The 18,251-nt window shown below is 60.5% G+C and carries 18 protein-coding genes; 10 read left to right on the forward strand and 8 right to left on the reverse strand.

Going from position 1 to position 18,251, the window contains the following annotated elements:
* Nucleotides 1-12 precede the first annotated feature (12 nt).
* Complete coding sequence (tauA, locus tag M5B42_RS07725) at nt 13-990, reverse strand: taurine ABC transporter substrate-binding protein (protein WP_248745447.1); 978 nt, start codon at nt 988-990, stop codon at nt 13-15.
* A 705-nt stretch (nt 991-1,695) separates the two neighbouring features.
* On the opposite strand from tauA, the gene M5B42_RS07730 reads away from it, so the two are divergent.
* The 10 genes from M5B42_RS07730 to M5B42_RS07775 all read left to right on the forward strand — a co-directional run bounded on the left by M5B42_RS07730 (nt 1,696) and on the right by M5B42_RS07775 (nt 10,651).
* Nucleotides 1,696-3,042: an OprD family porin gene (locus tag M5B42_RS07730; protein WP_248745448.1), complete on the forward strand. Its 1,347-nt coding sequence runs from the start codon at nt 1,696-1,698 to the stop codon at nt 3,040-3,042.
* Nucleotides 3,043-3,359: 317 nt separating this feature from the next.
* Nucleotides 3,360-3,998 carry a peroxiredoxin gene (locus M5B42_RS07735; protein ID WP_103498913.1) on the forward strand — a complete coding sequence of 213 codons (639 nt, stop codon included), beginning with the start codon at nt 3,360-3,362 and terminating at the stop codon, nt 3,996-3,998.
* 212 nt (nt 3,999-4,210) lie between these two features.
* Nucleotides 4,211-4,804 (forward strand): NADPH-dependent FMN reductase, encoded by a 594-nt coding sequence (gene ssuE / locus M5B42_RS07740; protein ID WP_248745449.1) that lies wholly within the window; start codon nt 4,211-4,213, stop codon nt 4,802-4,804.
* 93 nt (nt 4,805-4,897) lie between these two features.
* The gene (locus M5B42_RS07745) at nt 4,898-5,863 is read left to right on the forward strand and encodes a sulfonate ABC transporter substrate-binding protein (protein ID WP_248745450.1); all 966 of its coding nucleotides are present in this window, start codon (nt 4,898-4,900) and stop codon (nt 5,861-5,863) included.
* A gap of 25 nt (nt 5,864-5,888) precedes the next feature.
* A complete protein-coding gene (gene ssuD / locus M5B42_RS07750; RefSeq protein WP_100942593.1) occupies nt 5,889-7,037 on the forward strand; it encodes an FMNH2-dependent alkanesulfonate monooxygenase in 1,149 nt (382 codons plus the stop codon).
* A gap of 8 nt (nt 7,038-7,045) precedes the next feature.
* Complete coding sequence (ssuC, locus tag M5B42_RS07755; protein ID WP_248745451.1) at nt 7,046-7,837, forward strand: aliphatic sulfonate ABC transporter permease SsuC; 792 nt, start codon at nt 7,046-7,048, stop codon at nt 7,835-7,837.
* Nucleotides 7,834-8,640 (forward strand): aliphatic sulfonates ABC transporter ATP-binding protein, encoded by an 807-nt coding sequence (ssuB, locus tag M5B42_RS07760; protein WP_100942595.1) that lies wholly within the window; start codon nt 7,834-7,836, stop codon nt 8,638-8,640. The genes ssuC and ssuB overlap by 4 nt, the downstream gene beginning before the upstream one ends.
* A gap of 41 nt (nt 8,641-8,681) precedes the next feature.
* Nucleotides 8,682-8,897 (forward strand): TOBE domain-containing protein, encoded by a 216-nt coding sequence (locus M5B42_RS07765; protein ID WP_017125347.1) that lies wholly within the window; start codon nt 8,682-8,684, stop codon nt 8,895-8,897.
* 679 nt (nt 8,898-9,576) lie between these two features.
* The gene (locus tag M5B42_RS07770; RefSeq protein WP_248745452.1) at nt 9,577-9,882 is read left to right on the forward strand and encodes a hypothetical protein; all 306 of its coding nucleotides are present in this window, start codon (nt 9,577-9,579) and stop codon (nt 9,880-9,882) included.
* A 472-nt stretch (nt 9,883-10,354) separates the two neighbouring features.
* Nucleotides 10,355-10,651, forward strand: a complete 297-nt coding sequence (locus M5B42_RS07775; protein WP_152741685.1) for a hypothetical protein — start codon at nt 10,355-10,357, stop codon at nt 10,649-10,651.
* 212 nt (nt 10,652-10,863) lie between these two features.
* Here M5B42_RS07775 and M5B42_RS07780 read toward each other — a convergent pair whose 3' ends face one another.
* From M5B42_RS07780 to M5B42_RS07810, 7 genes are all read right to left on the reverse strand, one after another.
* On the reverse strand, nt 10,864-11,490 hold the full coding sequence (locus M5B42_RS07780; RefSeq protein WP_152741686.1) for a class I SAM-dependent methyltransferase: 627 nt from the start codon (nt 11,488-11,490) through the stop codon (nt 10,864-10,866).
* A 139-nt stretch (nt 11,491-11,629) separates the two neighbouring features.
* On the reverse strand, nt 11,630-12,829 hold the full coding sequence (locus M5B42_RS07785) for an ABC transporter permease (RefSeq protein WP_248745453.1): 1,200 nt from the start codon (nt 12,827-12,829) through the stop codon (nt 11,630-11,632).
* Between the two features lie 109 nt (nt 12,830-12,938).
* A complete protein-coding gene (locus tag M5B42_RS07790) occupies nt 12,939-13,583 on the reverse strand; it encodes a methionine ABC transporter permease (RefSeq protein ID WP_248745454.1) in 645 nt (214 codons plus the stop codon).
* Nucleotides 13,573-14,694, reverse strand: coding sequence for an ATP-binding cassette domain-containing protein (locus M5B42_RS07795; protein ID WP_248745455.1), 1,122 nt, complete (start codon nt 14,692-14,694; stop codon nt 13,573-13,575). Before M5B42_RS07795 ends, M5B42_RS07790 begins: the two co-directional genes overlap by 11 nt.
* Nucleotide 14,695: 1 nt before the next feature.
* Nucleotides 14,696-15,505: a MetQ/NlpA family ABC transporter substrate-binding protein gene (locus M5B42_RS07800; protein WP_248745456.1), complete on the reverse strand. Its 810-nt coding sequence runs from the start codon at nt 15,503-15,505 to the stop codon at nt 14,696-14,698.
* Nucleotides 15,506-15,683: 178 nt separating this feature from the next.
* The gene (locus tag M5B42_RS07805) at nt 15,684-17,039 is read right to left on the reverse strand and encodes an LLM class flavin-dependent oxidoreductase (RefSeq protein ID WP_248745457.1); all 1,356 of its coding nucleotides are present in this window, start codon (nt 17,037-17,039) and stop codon (nt 15,684-15,686) included.
* The gene (locus M5B42_RS07810; protein ID WP_248745458.1) at nt 17,039-18,232 is read right to left on the reverse strand and encodes an SfnB family sulfur acquisition oxidoreductase; all 1,194 of its coding nucleotides are present in this window, start codon (nt 18,230-18,232) and stop codon (nt 17,039-17,041) included. Before M5B42_RS07810 ends, M5B42_RS07805 begins: the two co-directional genes overlap by 1 nt.
* Nucleotides 18,233-18,251: the final 19 nt, after the last annotated feature.

The following is an 18,251-nucleotide window of genomic DNA, read 5'->3' on the forward strand; positions in this document are numbered from 1 at the left end:
TCCTCGGCGGAATCAGTTGGTGATGAACTTGGCGCTGACATAAGGGGCGTAGTCCGGCAGCACCGCATCGACCTTGCCCTGTTCTTTCAGGAACGCGGCGGTGTCGGTGATGGCCTGGGCGGTCGGCTTGCCGAGAACGGTGACCTGGTCAGCCGCCAACGGGTAGACGTTGCCTTGCAGCAGCAGGGGAATATCAGACGCCTTGGCGCCAGAGAGCTTCACCAGCTTGTCGACATTGCCCTGGGTCGCCAGCCAGGCTTGCGGGTCCTTGCGGTACTGGGCGTAGGCATCCAGGGTGACCTTCGCGAAGGCCTTGACGATTTCCGGGTGCTTCTCGGCGAAGTCCTTGCGCACGATCCAGGCATCGAAGGTCGGCGCACCGAACTTGGCCAGCTCGCCGGACGTGATCAGCACCTTGCCGTTTTCCTTGGCCACGCCCAGGGCCGGATCCCAGACGTAGGTGGCGTCGATATCACCGCGTTTCCAGGCGGCGATGATGGCCGGTGGCGCGAGGTTGAGAATCTGTACTTTCGAAGGGTCGATGTTCCAGTGCTTCAGCGCGGCCAGCAGGCTGTAGTGCCCGGTAGAGACGAAGGGCACGGCGACTTTCTTGCCGATCAGATCCTGGGGCGATTTGATCCCGGAGCCGTCACGGGCCACCAGGGCTTCGGCACCGCCGATCTGGGTGGCGATCAGGAAGGTTTCCACCGGCACCTTGCGGGTGATGGCCGCCGTCAGTGGGCTGGAACCGAGGTAACCGATCTGCACATCACCCGAAGCGATGGCGGCGATGATATCGGCGCCGTTATCGAATTTGCGCCAGTCGATCTTTGCATGCGTGGCTCTTTCATAAGCGCCATCAGCCTGGGCGACTTTCGCCGGATCGACGGTGGTCTGGTAGGCCACGGTCACATCGGCGGCCTGGGCAAACCAGCTGGCCCCGGCCAGGGACAAGGCCGCCAGAAGGCGGAGCGGAGCAGGGAGTTTCATGGGACAAGTTCCTCGACAGGCGACCGGGAATCGGCATGTCGAGAGACTAAATGATCTAAGAATCTTAAAATAAATAACTTATTTGCATTAGCTTATGAGTCAAAATATGACACGCGACAGCCGACGGCCAGCGCTTGCAGCGCCAGCTCGTGTCTGCGGGAGGCCATACCGTCAGACGCTCAGCGGAAAATCCGCAAAATAACTAAACCCGACGAATGAAGGTGCGTTCCGCGTTTTTTCTTCTATGGTTCTTGGCACAGCAACATGTCAGCGGTCCGGCTTAATCAGCCAAATGCTGTAATAAATTGACGGGAGTGGCAGCGTTTAGCCATGATTGCGTCGCTTTTATGAACTTTCCTGTCCCTGAGAACCGCTCTCAAATACGGATTGTTCGAAAAAGGCTGCTACAAATACTTTTCAGAAATAAGTCTGGAGGCCGACAAAGACCTCAGGGCCGGGTAAATTCTCAGGCAGCTTATTCCTGAATCGTCTTAAAAAGGACGAAACAGTTCTTTTTGGGTTTATGAAGAATTTCATTACCCTGCAGGGACCAAATTTACGGCGAGTTAGACCAAAGTCTAGACGTGGTTTGTTACGATTGACTTGCCAGTCACGATCTGGTGCTAATCGCGCATCTGTGGCTACAAAGGGACGCTAGATCCCCGGCCAGGACACACAAAAATTAGAAATGAGAGGAGCTGTACCATGAAGAAGTCCACCTTGGCCCTAGCAGTGGCCGTAGGCGTTTTGGCGCAACAGGCTCACGCAGAAACGCAAGCCGAAGCCAAAGGTTTTATCGAAGGCGCTACATCGACCTTGGGTATCCGTAACTACTACATCAACAACGATAACCGTAGCGGGAAACCTGCCCAGAGCCTGAGCACGGAATGGGGTCAAGGCTTCGATCTGCGCTTCAACTCCGGTTTCACCCAAGGTACCGTAGGTTTTGGCGTTGACGCCATTGGCCTGTTGGGGATCAAGCTGGACTCCGGTCGTGGCAGCAACGGCGCCACCACCACGAGTTATGGCAGCAACATGTTCCCGACTGAGTCCACTAACGGCAACAGCAAAGCCGTCAACGACTTCTCCAGCCTGGGCCTGACTGGCAAGGCCCGGATTTCGCAGACCGTGCTGAAAATCGGCACTCTGACGCCGACTAACCCGGTGATCAAGACCAACGACAGTCGTTTGGTGACGCAGACCTTTACCGGTGGTGAAATCACCTCGAACGAGATCAAGGACCTGACACTGACCGGCGGTCAGATTGAAGCCGTCAAGGGCCGTAACTCCACCAACGATGAAGGTCTATCGATCGCTGGTGCCAACAACCCGACTTCGATCGGTCGTCGCAGTAACAAATTCTACTACGGTGGTGCCGACTACAAGATCACCAAGGATCTGGTTGCTTCGTACTACTACGGCGAGCTGAAGGACTTTTACTCGCAGAACTTCCTGGGGCTCGCGCACAACTGGGCCATTGGTCCTGGCGTGCTGAAAAGCGATCTGCGCTACTACCGTAGCCGCGACAACGGTGCCAATGACGATACCTCTGCCTACTTCACCTCGGGTTACTACGGCGGTAGCACCGTCAAGGGCAAGGTCGACAACGACCTGTACAGCTACCTGGCCCTGTACTCGGTGGCCGGTCACACCTTCGGCGCTGGTTATCAGTACACCAAGGGCGACAGCGACTTCCCATGGTTGAACCAGGGTGACGGCTCCTCGAACAGCACCATCACCGATATGCAGATCCAGAAGTTCGCCCGCGCTGGCGAACGTACCTGGCAAGCTCGCTATGCCTATGACTTCGCCACGGTCGGCGTGCCTGGCCTGACCGCTGGCGTGATTTACCTGCACGGCGACAATATCCAGTCGACCACTGGTGACAAGACTGAGTGGGAGCGCGATATCAGCCTGTCCTACGTGATTCCGCAAGGCACCTTCAAGAACCTCGGTTTCGCCTGGAAAAACGCTATGTGGCGTACCAACGTTGCCACTCCCGACCAGGACGAAAACCGTCTGATCGTCAGCTACTCGATCCCGCTGCTGTAAGCGTGATCGTTTAAAGTCGAGATCCACACTCAGCCCGGCGCAATGCCGGGCTGAGTGCTTCACGTACCGCTTAACACTACCTCTCAGCTTCGACTCGAACGCCAACCTTCGACATCACGGCGCCCGGCACCCCACTGAGTTACATCCCCTTAGCCCTCTCACAAGCTGTGGACAAGGTTGCTCCTGCGCCCGTCCGGCGTCCAATGAAGAAGTTTTTAATATTCAATTTCGATCTAGATAAATCGATATTTATTCTTTTTAAATAAACCCTGCAGCAGGCACAGTAGGCTCATCACGCACTCACCAGGAGCAGCACCATGAGCCTAAGACTCGGCGACATCGCCCCCGACTTCGAACAGGATTCCAGCGCCGGCACGATTCGTTTCCACGAGTGGCTCGGCGACAGTTGGGGTGTGCTGTTCTCCCACCCGGCGGACTTCACCCCGGTGTGCACCACCGAACTTGGCTTTACCGCCAAGCTCAAGGACGAATTCGCCCGGCGCGGCGTCAAGGCCATCGCCCTGTCGGTGGACCCGGTGGATTCGCACCACAAGTGGATCGAGGACATCAACGAGACCCAGCACACCGTGGTCAACTTCCCGATCCTGGCTGATGCCGACCGCAAGGTGTCTGATCTCTACGACCTGATCCACCCGAATGCCAACGACACCCTCACCGTACGCTCGCTGTTCGTGATCGATCCGAACAAGAAGGTGCGGCTGACCATCACCTACCCGGCCAGCACCGGGCGCAATTTCCACGAGATCCTGCGGGTGATCGACTCCTTGCAGCTCACCGACAACTACAAGGTGGCCACTCCGGCCAACTGGCAGGACGGTGACGAGGTGGTGATCGTGCCATCGCTCAAGGACGAAGACGAAATCAAGAAACGCTTCCCCAAAGGCTACCGCGCGGTGAAGCCGTACCTGCGCCTGACACCACAACCCAACCGCTGAACCGAATTGTTTACCGACTCACGATGCAGGGGTTTCAGGCCGTTTCGACGGCCTGTTTTTTTGCCTGGAAGAAAGTCACCCGCATATTCATTTAAAGAATAAACAAATGAAAAAATAAGATTTATAGATATATAAATCAGCTGATATGGTCTGTCCATCCCGGTGAGATCGCAGCCCGCGAATCGCCGACAAACGCTTAAGGAATTAGCCACATGCTGGTCGTCACACTTGGAGGAAGCCCCAGCCAGCGATCACGCTCCGGGGTGCTGCTGGACCAGGCCAGGCGCTGGTTGATCGAACAAGGCGTGGAAGTGGTGAGTTACCAGGTCCGCGACTTCCCGGCCGAAGACCTGCTGCACGCACGCTTCGGCAGCCCGCAGATCGTCGACCTGCTGCAACAGATCGAACAGGCCGACGGCCTGGTCATCGCCACGCCGGTGTACAAGGCCTCATTCTCCGGCGCCCTGAAAACCGTGCTCGACCTGCTGCCCGAACGCGCCCTGAGCCACAAGGTGGTGCTGCCCATGGCCACCGGCGGCAGCATCGCCCATATGCTCGCGGTGGATTACGCCCTCAAGCCGGTGCTGTCGGCGCTCAAGGCCCAGGAAATGCTCCACGGCATCTTCGCCGAAGACAACCAGATCGCCTATGGCGAAGGCAGCGCCCAGGCGCAGTTGGCCCCGGCCCTGGCACAACGCCTGAACGAGGCCCTGGAACAGTTCCACAGCGCCCTGGCGCGACGTCCCAAGCCCCTGGACCCGACACTGCTCAACGACCGCCTGCTCACGGCTCGCTGGAGTATCTGAGCCGTTTTACCCGACATCGATGTACTGGCCTTACTCGCCCGCCAACGGGCCAGCAGGTGCAGCCAAAACCCTCACAGCAAAAAGGAGAGCGCCATGCGCACTGTCATTTTGCGTCGCGGTCTGGTCGCTCTGTTTGCTGCGGCTGTCACCTTCGGCGCCATCACTCAAGCTCAAGCCGAGACGCTTCGGATCGGTTATCAGAAATACGGCACCCTGGTGCTGCTCAAGGCCAAGGGCACCCTGGAAAAACGCCTCGCGGCCCAGGGCGTGCAAGTGCAATGGACCGAGTTCCCCGGTGGCCCGCAACTGCTTGAAGGGCTGAACGTCGGTTCCATCGACTTCGGCGTGACCGGCGAAACACCGCCGGTCTTCGCCCAGGCCGCCGGTGCCGACCTGCTCTATGTCGCCTCGGAACCGCCGGCGCCCACCAGTGAAGCAATCCTGGTGCCCAAGGACTCGCCGATCAAATCGGTGCAAGAGCTCAAGGGCAAGAAGGTTGTCCTCAACAAAGGCTCCAACGTCCATTACCTGCTGGTCCGCGCCCTCGAAGACGCCGGCCTGAAATACAGCGATATCCAGACCGTGTTCCTCGCGCCGGCCGATGCCCGCGCCGCGTTCGAGCGTGGCAGCGTCGACGCCTGGGTCATCTGGGACCCCTACCAGGCCGCCGCCGAGCAACAGCTCAAGGCCCGCACCCTGCGTGACGGTACCGGCCTGGTGGACAACAACCAGTTCTACCTCGCGACCCGCCCCTATGCCGAAAAACATCCCGAGGTGATCAAGGCCCTGGTGGAAGAAGTCCGCGCAGTAGGCGACTGGTCCAAGGCCAATCCCGAGGAAGTCACCACCCAGGTGGCACCGCTGCTCGGCCTGCCCGCCGACATCACCCGGATCTCGGTGAACCGCCAGGGCTATGGCGCGCAGTTCCTCACCCCGGAAGTGATCGCGGCGCAACAGAAAATCGCCGACAGCTTCTACCAGCTCAAATTGATTCCCAAACCGCTGAGCATCAAGGACGTGATCTGGACCCCGCCGGCGGCCGTTGCCAAAACACTTTGAACCGTATTCCTTAGGAGACCACTCCATGAGCCTCAATATTTTCTGGTTCCTGCCTACCCACGGCGACGGCCATTACCTTGGCACCGCCGAAGGCGCTCGCGCCGTTGACCACGGTTACCTGCAGCAGGTGGCCCAGGCTGCCGACCGTCTCGGTTTCGGTGGCGTGCTGATCCCTACCGGACGTTCCTGCGAGGACTCCTGGCTGGTGGCCGCTTCGTTGATCCCGGTGACCCAGCGCCTGAAGTTTCTTGTCGCCCTGCGCCCCGGAATCATTTCCCCGACGGTGGCGGCGCGCCAGGCCGCAACCCTCGACCGGCTGTCCGGCGGGCGGGCGCTGTTTAACCTGGTGACCGGCGGCGACCCGGACGAACTGGCCGGCGACGGCCTGTTCCTCAGCCACGAAGAGCGCTACCAGGCCTCGGTGGAATTCACCCGTATCTGGCGTCGTGTGCTGGAAGGCGAAACCGTCGATTATGACGGCCAGCACATCAGCGTCAAAGGCGCCAAGCTGCTCTACCCACCGATCCAGCAACCGCGTCCGCCGCTGTATTTCGGCGGCTCGTCGGAGGCCGCCCAGGACCTCGCCGCCGAACAGGTGGAAATGGTCCTGACCTGGGGCGAACCGCCTGCCGCCGTTGCCGAGAAAATCGAGCAGGTCCGGGCCAAGGCCGCCAAGCTGGGGCGCACCGTGCGCTTCGGTATTCGCCTGCATGTGATCGTTCGTGAAACCAATGCCGAGGCCTGGCAAGCGGCGGATAAACTGATCTCCCATCTGGACGACGAGACCATCGCCCGCGCGCAGAAATCCCTGGCACGCTTCGATTCCGTCGGCCAGCAACGCATGGCCGCCCTGCACGGCGGCAGCCGCGACAACCTGGAAGTCAGCCCCAACCTCTGGGCCGGTGTCGGTCTGGTCCGTGGCGGTGCCGGCACGGCGCTGGTGGGCGACGGCCCGACCGTGGCCGCGCGGGTCAAGGAATACGCCGACCTGGGCATCGACACCTTTATCTTCTCCGGTTACCCCCACCTGGAAGAATCGTACCGGGTCGCCGAGCTGTTGTTCCCGCACCTGGATATCGAACGTCCGGAACTGCCGAAAAGCGCCGGTTACGTCAGCCCCTTCGGTGAGATGGTCGCCAACGACATCCTGCCCAAAGCCGTGTCCCAGAGCTGAGGCCGGCCATGACGACCTTGACCAGACTTACCCACAAACTCGCGCCCTGGGCCCTGCCGGTGCTGTTGCTGGCGGTGTGGCAACTGTCGGTGTCGGCCGGTTGGCTGTCGACCCGGATCCTGCCCGCGCCGAGCGCCGTGGTCGAAGCCGGCATCGCCCTGGTGAAGAGCGGCGATCTCTGGAAACACCTGGCCATCAGTGGCTGGCGCGCCGGGATCGGCTTTGCCATCGGCGGCGGCATCGGCCTGGCCCTGGGCTTTATCACCGGCCTGTCGAAATGGGGTGAACGCCTGCTCGACAGCTCGGTGCAGATGATCCGCAACGTGCCACACCTGGCGCTGATCCCGCTGGTGATCCTGTGGTTCGGCATCGACGAGTCGGCGAAGATTTTCCTGGTGGCCCTGGGCACCCTGTTCCCGATCTACCTCAACACTTACCACGGCATCCGCAACGTCGATCCGGCGCTGGTGGAAATGGCCCGCAGCTACGGTTTGTCCGGTTTCAGCCTGTTTCGCCAGGTGATCCTGCCAGGCGCCCTGCCCTCGATCCTGATGGGTGTGCGCTTTGCCCTCGGATTCATGTGGCTGACGCTGATCGTCGCGGAAACCATCTCGGCCAGTTCCGGCATCGGCTACCTGGCGATGAATGCCCGGGAGTTCCTGCAGACCGACGTGGTGGTGCTGGCCATCGTTCTCTACGCCGTCCTCGGCAAACTGGCGGACCTCGCGGCCCGCGGCCTGGAGCGGGTCTGGCTGCGCTGGCACCCGGCCTATCAAGTGAGCAAGGGCGGTGCGCAATGACGGCTCAACAACCTCCACGCCTGCTGCGGGGTATTCCGCTGGCGGTGCGCAACCTGCAAAAGACTTTCGGCCAACGCCAGGTGCTGCGGGAGATCGACCTGCATATCCCGGCCGGGCAATTCGTCGCCGTGGTCGGCCGTAGCGGGTGCGGTAAAAGCACCCTGCTGCGCCTGCTGGCCGGTCTCGACCAACCTAGCGGTGGTGAATTGCTGGCCGGTTCCGCCGCGCTGAGCGAGGCCCGCGAAGACACCCGGCTGATGTTCCAGGAAGCGCGTTTGCTGCCCTGGAAAAAGGTGATCGACAACGTCGGCCTGGGTCTCAAGGGCAACTGGCGACCGCAGGCGCTGGAAGCGCTGGAAGCGGTCGGCCTGGCGGACCGCGCCCATGAATGGCCGGCGGCCCTGTCCGGCGGCCAGAAGCAGCGCGTGGCCCTGGCCCGCGCCCTGATCCACAAACCGCGCCTGCTGTTGCTGGACGAGCCGCTGGGGGCCCTGGATGCCCTGACCCGGATCGAAATGCAGCAGCTGATCGAACGTCTCTGGCAGCAGCATGGTTTTACCGTGTTGCTGGTGACCCACGACGTCAGTGAAGCCGTGGCCATTGCCGATCGGGTGATCCTGATCGAAGACGGCCAGGTCGGCCTGGACTTGCACGTCGAACTGCCGCGTCCACGGGCGCGTGGCTCCCATCGCCTGGCGGCGCTGGAGACCGAAGTGTTGAACCGGGTGTTGTCGCTGCCGGGCGTACCGCCCGAGCCGGAACCTGTATCGCCCTTGCCCACGCAGTTGCGTTGGGCGCTGTAACCCATGCCTTGCCTACTCAATCCACGACAGGAATCAATGCCATGACCATCAAAGCCATCAACGTTCGCAACCAGTTCAAGGGCACCATCAAGGAAATCGTCACCGGCGACGTGCTCTCGGAAATCGACGTACAGACCGCTTCGGGGATCGTCACTTCGGTGATCACCACCCGTTCGGTGAAAGAGCTGGAACTGCAGATCGGCAGTGAAGTGATTGCCTTTGTGAAATCCACCGAGGTGTCCATCGCCAAGCTGTAAACGATGGACACCTGTGGCCCCGAAGGGTTTGGCCCTTCGGGATTTTCTTTTTTGGCGAGAGGGACAGATGCCGTCCCTTGATCGAAAAAACCGGCGCAGGGCCGGTTTTTTTTACCCCAACGGCCAGTGAACTGAATCGCTGCGTACGGGGTTGAGTGGTCCGCCAAGGGTGCCACAGACGAGATTGATGTCAACATACCGCGACGGCTGAATACACACTTGCCCGCGCTGGGCTGCGGAGCAGCCCTAAACCATAGTCCCCGTTATCCCTGGCACACCGCGATTGCAGGTTTTGGGGGCGCTTCGCACCCCAGCGCGGGCAAGCCCGCTCGCCACAAAGAGGGTGTTCCACGCACCGTCCGAGGACTATTCCCTTTCCCTTGCATGAACTTTCCTAGAAAATCCTTTCGGCTTGCGCCTGCGATTCTCGGGACCTAGGCTTGGACCTGTCACTGCAAAACACAGTGATCGGGTTTGGTCACCCGCCCAATGTCAGGCGCACCAGCGCCACTACGGTCTCAGGCGCTTTTTTGTGTCTGTCGCTTTATGGTGGGCTGTGCGCGGGGCACCTTCGGGTGCGCCGGGTGCCTGACATCCCGGTTGGCCAACCTGCGTACCGCCCGCCACCTTTCGTTTGGCCACGAAAGTGATGGGTTCTCAATATGTCAGGAGAATCACCATGTTCAAAGTCACGCCCAACCCGCCTGTTCAATCGCTGGAAAAGAACGATCCGGCTTTCAAGGCGGCGGCCGAACGCGCTTTCGCTCACTATGAATTGCCACGTCATCCAGTGCGCAAATCGCCCCTTCCGACCCCCGAAGACACCCTGAACAATCTCGACTCGATCCTGCGTTCGGCCGCCGCGACGGCGTATGAGTCCGCCGATCATCTGAGCGGCACGCCTCGCCAACTGGCGATGGCCTCGGTGCATCTGATCGAGCTGGCGCAGAGCCAGGTGGATGACTTGCTCGCGCAACAGCACTGAAGCGCCAGTCATGCTCTTTGTGGGGTATTGAAAACACTGCGTAACCTTGTAGGAGCAGGGCTTGCCCGCAAAGCTTTTGGCGGTCTCACCGGCCCCTTCGCTGGCAAGCCATGCTCCTACAGGGAGGTGTTCTGGGCACAGACCGAGGACTATTCCCTTTCCCTTGCGTGAACTTTCCTAGAAAATCCTTTCGGCTTGCGCCTGCGATTCTCGGGACCTAGGCTTGGACCTGTCACTGCAAAAACACAGTGATCGGGTTTGGTAGCCCGAGGTCAATCAAGGCGCATAGCGCCACCAAGTCGATTCTCTGTTGGCGTTTTTTATTGCCCGCGGTTTTCGTCTATGGCGGCTCTGCGCAGGGCACTTTCGAGTGCGCTGGGTTCCTTGATTCCCGGTCTACCAACCTGCGTATAGCCGCCACCCATATCGTTTGGTAGCGATCAGTGTCGGCTCCATCAATCAAGGAGTTGCCATGAAAACAATCGTTCCTGATCCGCCCGTACAGAATGCATCTTTTGTAGATGCCGAGGCCGCCGAACGTGCCTTCGCTCACTATGGATTGCCAGATCAGCCTGTGCGCAAATCGCCCCTCCCGAACACCGAAGACACCCTGAACAATCTCGATTCGATCCTGCGTTCGGCCGCCGCGACGGCGTATGAGTCCGCCGATCATCTGAGCGGCACGCCTCGCCAACTGGCGATGGCCTCGGTGCATCTGATCGAGCTGGCGCAGAGCCAGGTGGATGACTTGCTCGCACAACAACACTGAGGCGCTGTACAGGTCCCTTTCTGGAGGCCTGAGGGCCGCCAAAAGCTTCGCGGGCAAGCCCTGCTCCTACAGTCTTCCGTCGTTCACCGATTTTGTGTAGGGCACAAAACTGTAGGAGCAGGGCTTGCCCGCGAAGAGGCCCCGGAGCCTTGCGCCGCCTATGCAGACGCCATCGCCAGCAAGCCGGCGCCTACAGGGGGCGGTATCTGGCGTCAGACCTTGCGCCAGACGCTCGCCAACCATGGCTGTTGCTCTCGCGGCAGTCCGGTGGGGCGGTAATAGTGTTCCAGCTCGACAAAACCCGCCGCCGTCAGCAACTCCCGCCAGGCCTCCAGGTCGTGGTACGAGCCATAACGCTCGCCATTCCAACCCTCCTGGTTTTCCCCACGCGGGTTGGAACTGAACAACACACCATCGGGTTTCAAGGCACCGTGCAATTGCCCCAGCACTCGCGGCAATTCCTGGCGCGGAATATGGAACAACACGGCATTGGCGAAGATTCCGTCGAAGCGCCCAGACGGCAACTCAAGTTCAAGGAAGTTCTGCTGCAGCACCTCGCAACCACTGTCCTCGCGAGCCATCTGCGCAAAGCGCTCGGAGCCGTCGAGACCGACCGCGATATGGCCCATGCGGGTGAAGGTCTTGAGATCACGACCCGGTCCGCAACCGAAATCCAGCACGGTAAACGGCTCCTCACCCTGGATATGCCGCAACAACGCATCGATGTTCTGGCTCACATCGTGATCGCGGGTGCCTTCACGAAAACCTTCGGCCGTGCGGTTGTAGTGGCCGAGCGTGGTGGCGGTGATGGTAACGAGAGCGTCGGGAGCAAGTTTCATGGCAGCGGCATGCAAGACTGAGATGCAGCGACTATACGCTTGGCACCCGAAAAGCAGCGAGCCCAAATCATGGGGAAGCAAGAGGCCGACGCTGCCAAAGCAAGCCGGCCACGCTTATGTTGCCCACTCGCCTGTGCGCTCAATCATCGCGCAAGGCTTTTATCGGCTCCAATCTAGCCGCCGAAACAGCTGGGTAAATGCCAAAGAAAAGGCCGATCAACACTGAACTGCCAATGCCCATCGGCACAGAAACAATAGACAGGGCAAAGGTCCAGCCAGACAAAGATACAAAAATCAGCGTGCCGACCAGACCGAGCACGGCGCCTATCAACGCACCGCTGATAGAAAGACAAACGGCTTCCATCAAGAATAAATTAAGAATGTCTCGACGGCGCGCGCCCAAGGCCATCCGAATGCCAATCTCTCTACGGCGTTCCGTAACATTTGAAAGCATCACGTTCATCACGCCCGCACCGCCCACCAGCAGCGAAATCGCACCCAGCCCTGCCAGCAGATTGGAAAAAGTCCTCGTCTGCTGTTTGATACTGTCCAGCAGTTGCTGAGGTATTTGAATCAGGATATTACGCTCCCCCAGGACACCGACCAGGTACTCCCGCAGCGACTTGGCATGGCGCTCCATATCCGCGGCATCCCGTTCCTTGATAACAATCGCACTGACCTGCGGGCTGGAGGTCAGCCTTTTCATTCCTTCGATCGGAACAAATATCGAATTATTTATTTGTATCGGAATCAGCGGATTATCGAACTGATCCTCAAGCACACCCACCACTTGAAAGATATAACCTTCAATTTGCAACTGACGCCCAATCAACAGTTCGTCGGAAGGCTGGCTGAGCGCGCGCGCCACTTGGCTGCCGACGACGGCATAGGTGGCATGTCGGTCGAAATCCGACAAGAGCCTCCCACTGAGGACATTGAACTTCAGCGCCACCGACAAATCACTTGTGCTGCCGACGACAGTGGCACCGGTGGAGCGACCGTTGTAGCGGATGTCTGTCGCATAAATCGCCATGGGCGCGGCGTAGGATATATTCGGTAGCTTCTGGCGAAGCCTGGCGAAATCAAGCGCTTCGGGAGCGATACTTTGTTGCGAAGTGGAACCCGGAAATGAAGCAACCAAGGTATCAATGCCCATGTTCTGGAATGCACTGATCGCTTCAATTTCCGCGTTATGCCCGATGTTGACCAGGGCGATGATCGCGGCACAGCCTACGGCAATCCCAAACAGCGCCAGCAAGGATTTGCGACCGAGTACTCTCAGCCCACGAACGGCTTCGGCAAAGGCGTGTGCCAGCGATGGGCCTCTCTCTTCATCCATTACAGAGAATCTGAATAATAAAGCTCCATGCCAACTGGCTAATTCCTTGATTCCCTGTGAATCCGCACCGACTGCCGCAGATCAATCGGCGCGGAGAATAACTTAATGCTCAGCGTTTGTTGAGCACCTTCGCCAACCGATCCCCACCCAACTGGATCACCGCCACCAGGATCACCAGCAACACGATCACCGTCAGCATCACCTGGCTGTCGAAACGCTGGTAGCCATACCGATAGGCGATATCCCCCAACCCGCCCGCGCCAATGGCGCCGGCCATGGCCGAGGAGTTGATCATGGTCACCAAGGTGATGGTGAAACCGCCGACAATCCCCGGCAACGACTCGGGCAACAGCACATGCCAGACGATATGCCAGCGCCGGCAGCCCATGGCCTGGGCCGCTTCGATCAACCCATGATCGACCTCCCGCAGACTCACCTCGGCAATCCGCGCAAAGAATGGCGTGGCCGCGATGGTCAGCGGCACCACGGCGGCCCACACCCCATAGGTGGTGCCGACGATCAGCCGGGTAAAGGGAATCAACGCCACCATCAGGATCAGGAACGGGATCGAACGGAACAGGTTCACGAACGCCCCCAGCACTCGGTTCACCACCGGCGCTTCATAGATCCCGCCCTTGTCGCTGGTGACCAGGATCACCGCCAGCGGAATGCCCAGCAGCAAGGCGATCAGCGACGACACGCCAACCATCAGGAAGGTGTCGATCACTCCCTGCCATAACCGATCAAGCCACATAACCCAGCACCTCCACCTGTTGCGCCCAACGCCCGGCGCGCTGGCGCAGTTCCTCGGCTCCCAGGGACGAACCGCTCACCGACAACAGCAACTGCCCCAGCACATGCCCCTGGATTCGTTCGACACCGCCCTGTAGCAAGCGCACCCGCCCACCGAGGGCGCTGAACAACGCCGCCAGGTCCGGTTCGTCGGCAGCGCTGCCGGTCAACTGCAGACGCAACACCACCGCCGATGCCGCTGACTCGGGCCGCGCCTGCAAACGCTCCTGCAGCTCCACCGGCAAGGCGTGTTGCAACGGCGCCAACAAGGTCCGGCTGACCTCGTGCTGTGGATCACCGAACACCTGCCAGACCGGCCCCTGTTCCACCACCCGACCATGCTCCAGCACCACCACCCGATCACAGATCTCGCGGATCACCGCCATCTCGTGGGTGATCAGGACAATGGTCAGGCCCAGGCGCTGATTGATCTCGCGCAGCAAGCCAAGGATCGACTGGGTGGTTTCCGGGTCCAGCGCCGAGGTGGCCTCGTCACACAGCAGGATCGCCGGGTCATGGACCAGCGCACGGGCAATCCCCACCCGCTGTTTCTGCCCGCCGGACAACTGCGCCGGGTAGGCCTTGTATTTGTCCCGCAGGCCGACCAGATCCAGCAGCTCGCGAACCTTCTGCTCCCGTTGCAGCTTCGGCACCCCGGCCACCTTCAGCGGCAGTTCGACGTTCTGCCAGACCGTCTTGGCCGACATCAGGTTGAAGTGCTGGAAAATCATGCCGATGCGCCGACGCAGTTCCACCAGGCGGTTTTCGTCGAACTCACCGATATCGACCTGGTCGATCAGCACCCGCCCCGCGCTGGGTTGTTCCAGGCGATTGATGGTGCGGATCAAAGACGACTTGCCGGCGCCGCTGCGGCCGATGATGCCGTACACCTCGCCACGCTGGATCGCCAGGTCGATGCCTTGCAAGGCATGCACCGGGCCCTGGCGGCCTTCGTAGGTCTTGCCCAGGCCAATAAAACGCACATGGGCACGATTGAGTTCGGGGTGCAGTTCGGATTGCTCGGCACTGCGCGGCGTTTCCTCACGCGGGCGCTGGAGGTTGACGACACTCATGTCAGCCTTCCCAACCGGCCTGGTACAGCTTGCCGTGGGCTTTATCCAGGGCGGCGCGGACCACCGGTGAGTGTTGGTAGATATCGACGAACTTGATCAGCCGCGGGTCGGTTTTTTCTTTCGGCTGGATCACGAACTGGATCACGTATTCCTTGTGATCGAGACCGTCGAACAGCAGCGCGGAGCCGGCATCGAAGGTCTTCGCCAGGCGGATATAGGCCGGGTAGCCCTGGACCAGATCGGCGTCATCGTAGGCGCGCACCAGTTGCACGGCTTCAACCTGGAGGATCTTGATCTTTTTCGGGTTGTTGACGATGTCGTCTTCGGTGGCCTTGTAGCCGACGCCGGGTTTCAGGGTGATCAAGCCGGCCTTGGCCAAGAGTTGCAGGCCGCGACCGCTGTTGATCGGGTCGTTGGCGATGGCCACGGTGGCGCCTTGCGGCAGCTCGTCGAAGCTTTTGTATTTCTTCGAGTAGAGGCCGACGTTGTTGATGATCCCCGGGGCAAAGGGCACCAGGTCGAAACCGGCGGCGGCCTTGGCGTTTTCCAGAAAGGGAATGTGCTGGAAGTAGTTCACGTCGATATCGCCGGCGGCGAGGCTGACATTGGGCGCGATCCAGTCGGTGAATTCCACCAGCTCGACTTTCAGGCCCTGTTTGCCGGCTTCTTCGACAGCGGCTTCCAGGGGGATGGCGAAGGCGGCGGTGGTGCCGACCTTGAGTGGGGCGTCGGCGGCGTGAGCGATAGCGCTGAAGAGGCCGAGGGCCAGGACCAGTGCTTTGACTGGTTGGGGGAGACGTGTTGTTTTCATAATGGGTTTCCAGCCATAGGTTTTGGGGTGTCTGGGCGGGCCTATTCGCGGGCAAGCCCTGCTCCTACAGTTTCGAGTCGTACTCGAATCTTGTGTACGACCATAAAACTGTAGGAGCAGGGCTTGCCCGCGAAGACGGCGGAACAGGCACAGCAACATCAAAGGGTGACTCAGGCTCTCAGGACCGGCGATAACCCGCCCCAGCATGTTGCTGCGGCAAATGCGCCTCACCGTGAAACAGCTTTTCGCGCAATGTCCCACTGTCATAAGCGGTCTTGTACGAGCCGCGCCGCTGCAACTCCGGAATCACCAGCTCGATAAAATCCACATAGCTTTCCGGAGTGACAATGCGTGTCAGGTTGAAACCATCCAGCCCGGTTTCGGCGATCCACGATTCCAGCTCATCAGCCACCTGCCCGGGCGAGCCGACCACAGTGAAATAGCGCCCACCCAACGCGTGCTGCTCAAGCAACTTGCGCCGGGTCCAGTCGTTGTTCTGCAGGTTCCTGGTCGCCGACTGGATCGCGTTGCTCTTCACATACTGGATCGGCTCATCCAGTTCGTACTCGGAAAAATCAATCGCCGTGGAAGCAGAAAAATGCGCCACCCCAGCCTCCGCGCTGGCATACCCCAGATACTCGGCATGCTTGGCCCAGGCCGCTTCCTCGGTCTCGCCGACGATCACGTTCAAGCCCATGAATACCTTGATGCCATCGGGATCACGCCCCGCCGCCACCGCACTGGCCCGCACCTTGTCCACCTGGACCTTGGTCGCGGCCTTGTTCTGCCCGCTGATAAACACGCACTCGGCATGTCGCCCGGCGAACTCCAGGCCACGCTCCGAACTGCCGGCCTGGAACAGCACCGGCGTACGCTGCGGTGACGGCTCACAAAGGTGATAGCCCTCCACCTGATAGAACTCGCCGGCGTGTCGCACCTTGTGCACTTTCTCCGGCTGGGCGTAGATCCGCCGGGTCGGATCATTGAGCACCGCGTCGTTTTCCCAGCTGCCTTCCCAGAGTTTGTAGAGCACCTCCAGGTACTCGTCGGCCTGGTCGTAGCGTCGGTCATGCTCGACCTGCTCCTTGAGGCCCATGGCCCGGGCGGCGCTGTCGAGATAACCGGTGACGATATTCCAGCCGACCCGCCCACGGCTCAGATGATCGAGCGTCGACATACGCCGGGCAAACAGATACGGCGCCTCGTAGGTGAGGTTCGCGGTCAGGCCGAAACCCAGGTTCTTCGTCACCGCCGCCATGGCCGAAACCAGCAGCAGCGGATCGTTGACCGGCAACTGGATCGACTCCCGCAGCGGCACTTCCACCGATCCCTGATATACGTCGTAGACCCCGACGATATCGGCGATAAACAGACCGTCGAACAAACCACGCTCCAGCAGCTGCGCCAGCTCGGTCCAGTACTCCAGCGTCTTGTACTGGGTCGATTTGTCCCGCGGATGGGTCCACAAACCGTGGTTGATATGCCCGATGCAATTCATGTTGAAGGCGTTGAGCAGGATCTTTTTCTTCGCCATCAGATCGTCCCCCGCAGCGGTGGGTTTTGCGCATTGAGGTAGTAGTTGCCCACCGCGTGGTACTTCCAGCGCACCGGGTCGTGCAGGGTGTGCACCCGCGCATTGCGCCAGTGGCGATCCAGCCCGTGTTCGGCCAGGGTCGCCTGGCTGCCGGCCAGTTCGAACAGGCTGCTGCCGGCCGCCAGGGAGATTTCGGTGCTGATGGCCCGCACTTCGGCAACGGCAATCGAAGCCGCCGCCACGGTTTCGGCGTTGGTCTCGGCCTGGGCCCGGTCGAGGTATTCACCGGCCCGCTCCAGCAAGGCCTCGGCGGCGTGCAGGCGAATGCTCAGGTGGCCGATGCTCTTGAGGGTCAAGGGATCTTCAGTGGCCTTGTCGCTGCCGGCATCGATCCAGGGCCGCGTGCGGGTGCGGACAAAGTGCAAGGTGTCTTCATAGGCCGCGCGGGCAATACCGGTGTCGATGGCCGCATGGAGAATCTGCGCCAGCGGGCCGACCGGGGTCGGACGTTCGAATGCCGTCTGAAAAGGGATCACATCTTCGGCGGCGACATACACGTCCTCGAACACCACTGAACCGCTGCCCGTGGTGCGCTGGCCAAAGCCGCTCCAGTCATCGATCACGTTCAGGCCGGCGCTGTCACGGGGCACAAAGGCCAGTTGCTGGACACCCTGTTCATCCACCACCGAAGTCGGAATGCGCTGGGCATACAAGGCCCCCGTGGCGTAGAACTTGCGACCGTTGATGCGGTAACCGTCGCCGTCCCGGCGCAGGCTGGTGACACGGTCATGGGCGGTTCTGGTGCCCAGTTCGGCCAGGGCATTGCCAAAGCGCCGCCCCGCGAGCACCTCGGCATACAGGCGCTGTTTCTGTGCCTCGCTGCCGTTGACCCGCAGTACTTCCAGCGCATAGAAATGATTCTGTGGAATCTGTCCCAGGGACGCATCCGCCTCGGCGATCAGTTGCGTGACCTTGGCCAGGGTCACGTTGGACACGCCGGCACCGCCGTAGGCTTTCGGCACGCTGATGCCCCAGAGGCCGGAGCGGGAAAACACCTCCAGCTCGGCCAGCGGCAGGCGCCGTTCACGGTCGCGCAGGATGCTGTCGCGCTTGAAGTCTTCGGCCAGGTCGCTGGCCACGATCAGGGCTTGCTCGTCGCTGCTGATGACCGCGACGTGTTGGGAAAAAGTCATGTGCTTCTCCAGAGGTCTG

The organism is Pseudomonas sp. MWU12-2037 (genome assembly GCF_023242345.1).
GTDB classification, from domain to species: Bacteria; Pseudomonadota; Gammaproteobacteria; order Pseudomonadales; family Pseudomonadaceae; genus Aquipseudomonas; species Aquipseudomonas gingeri_D.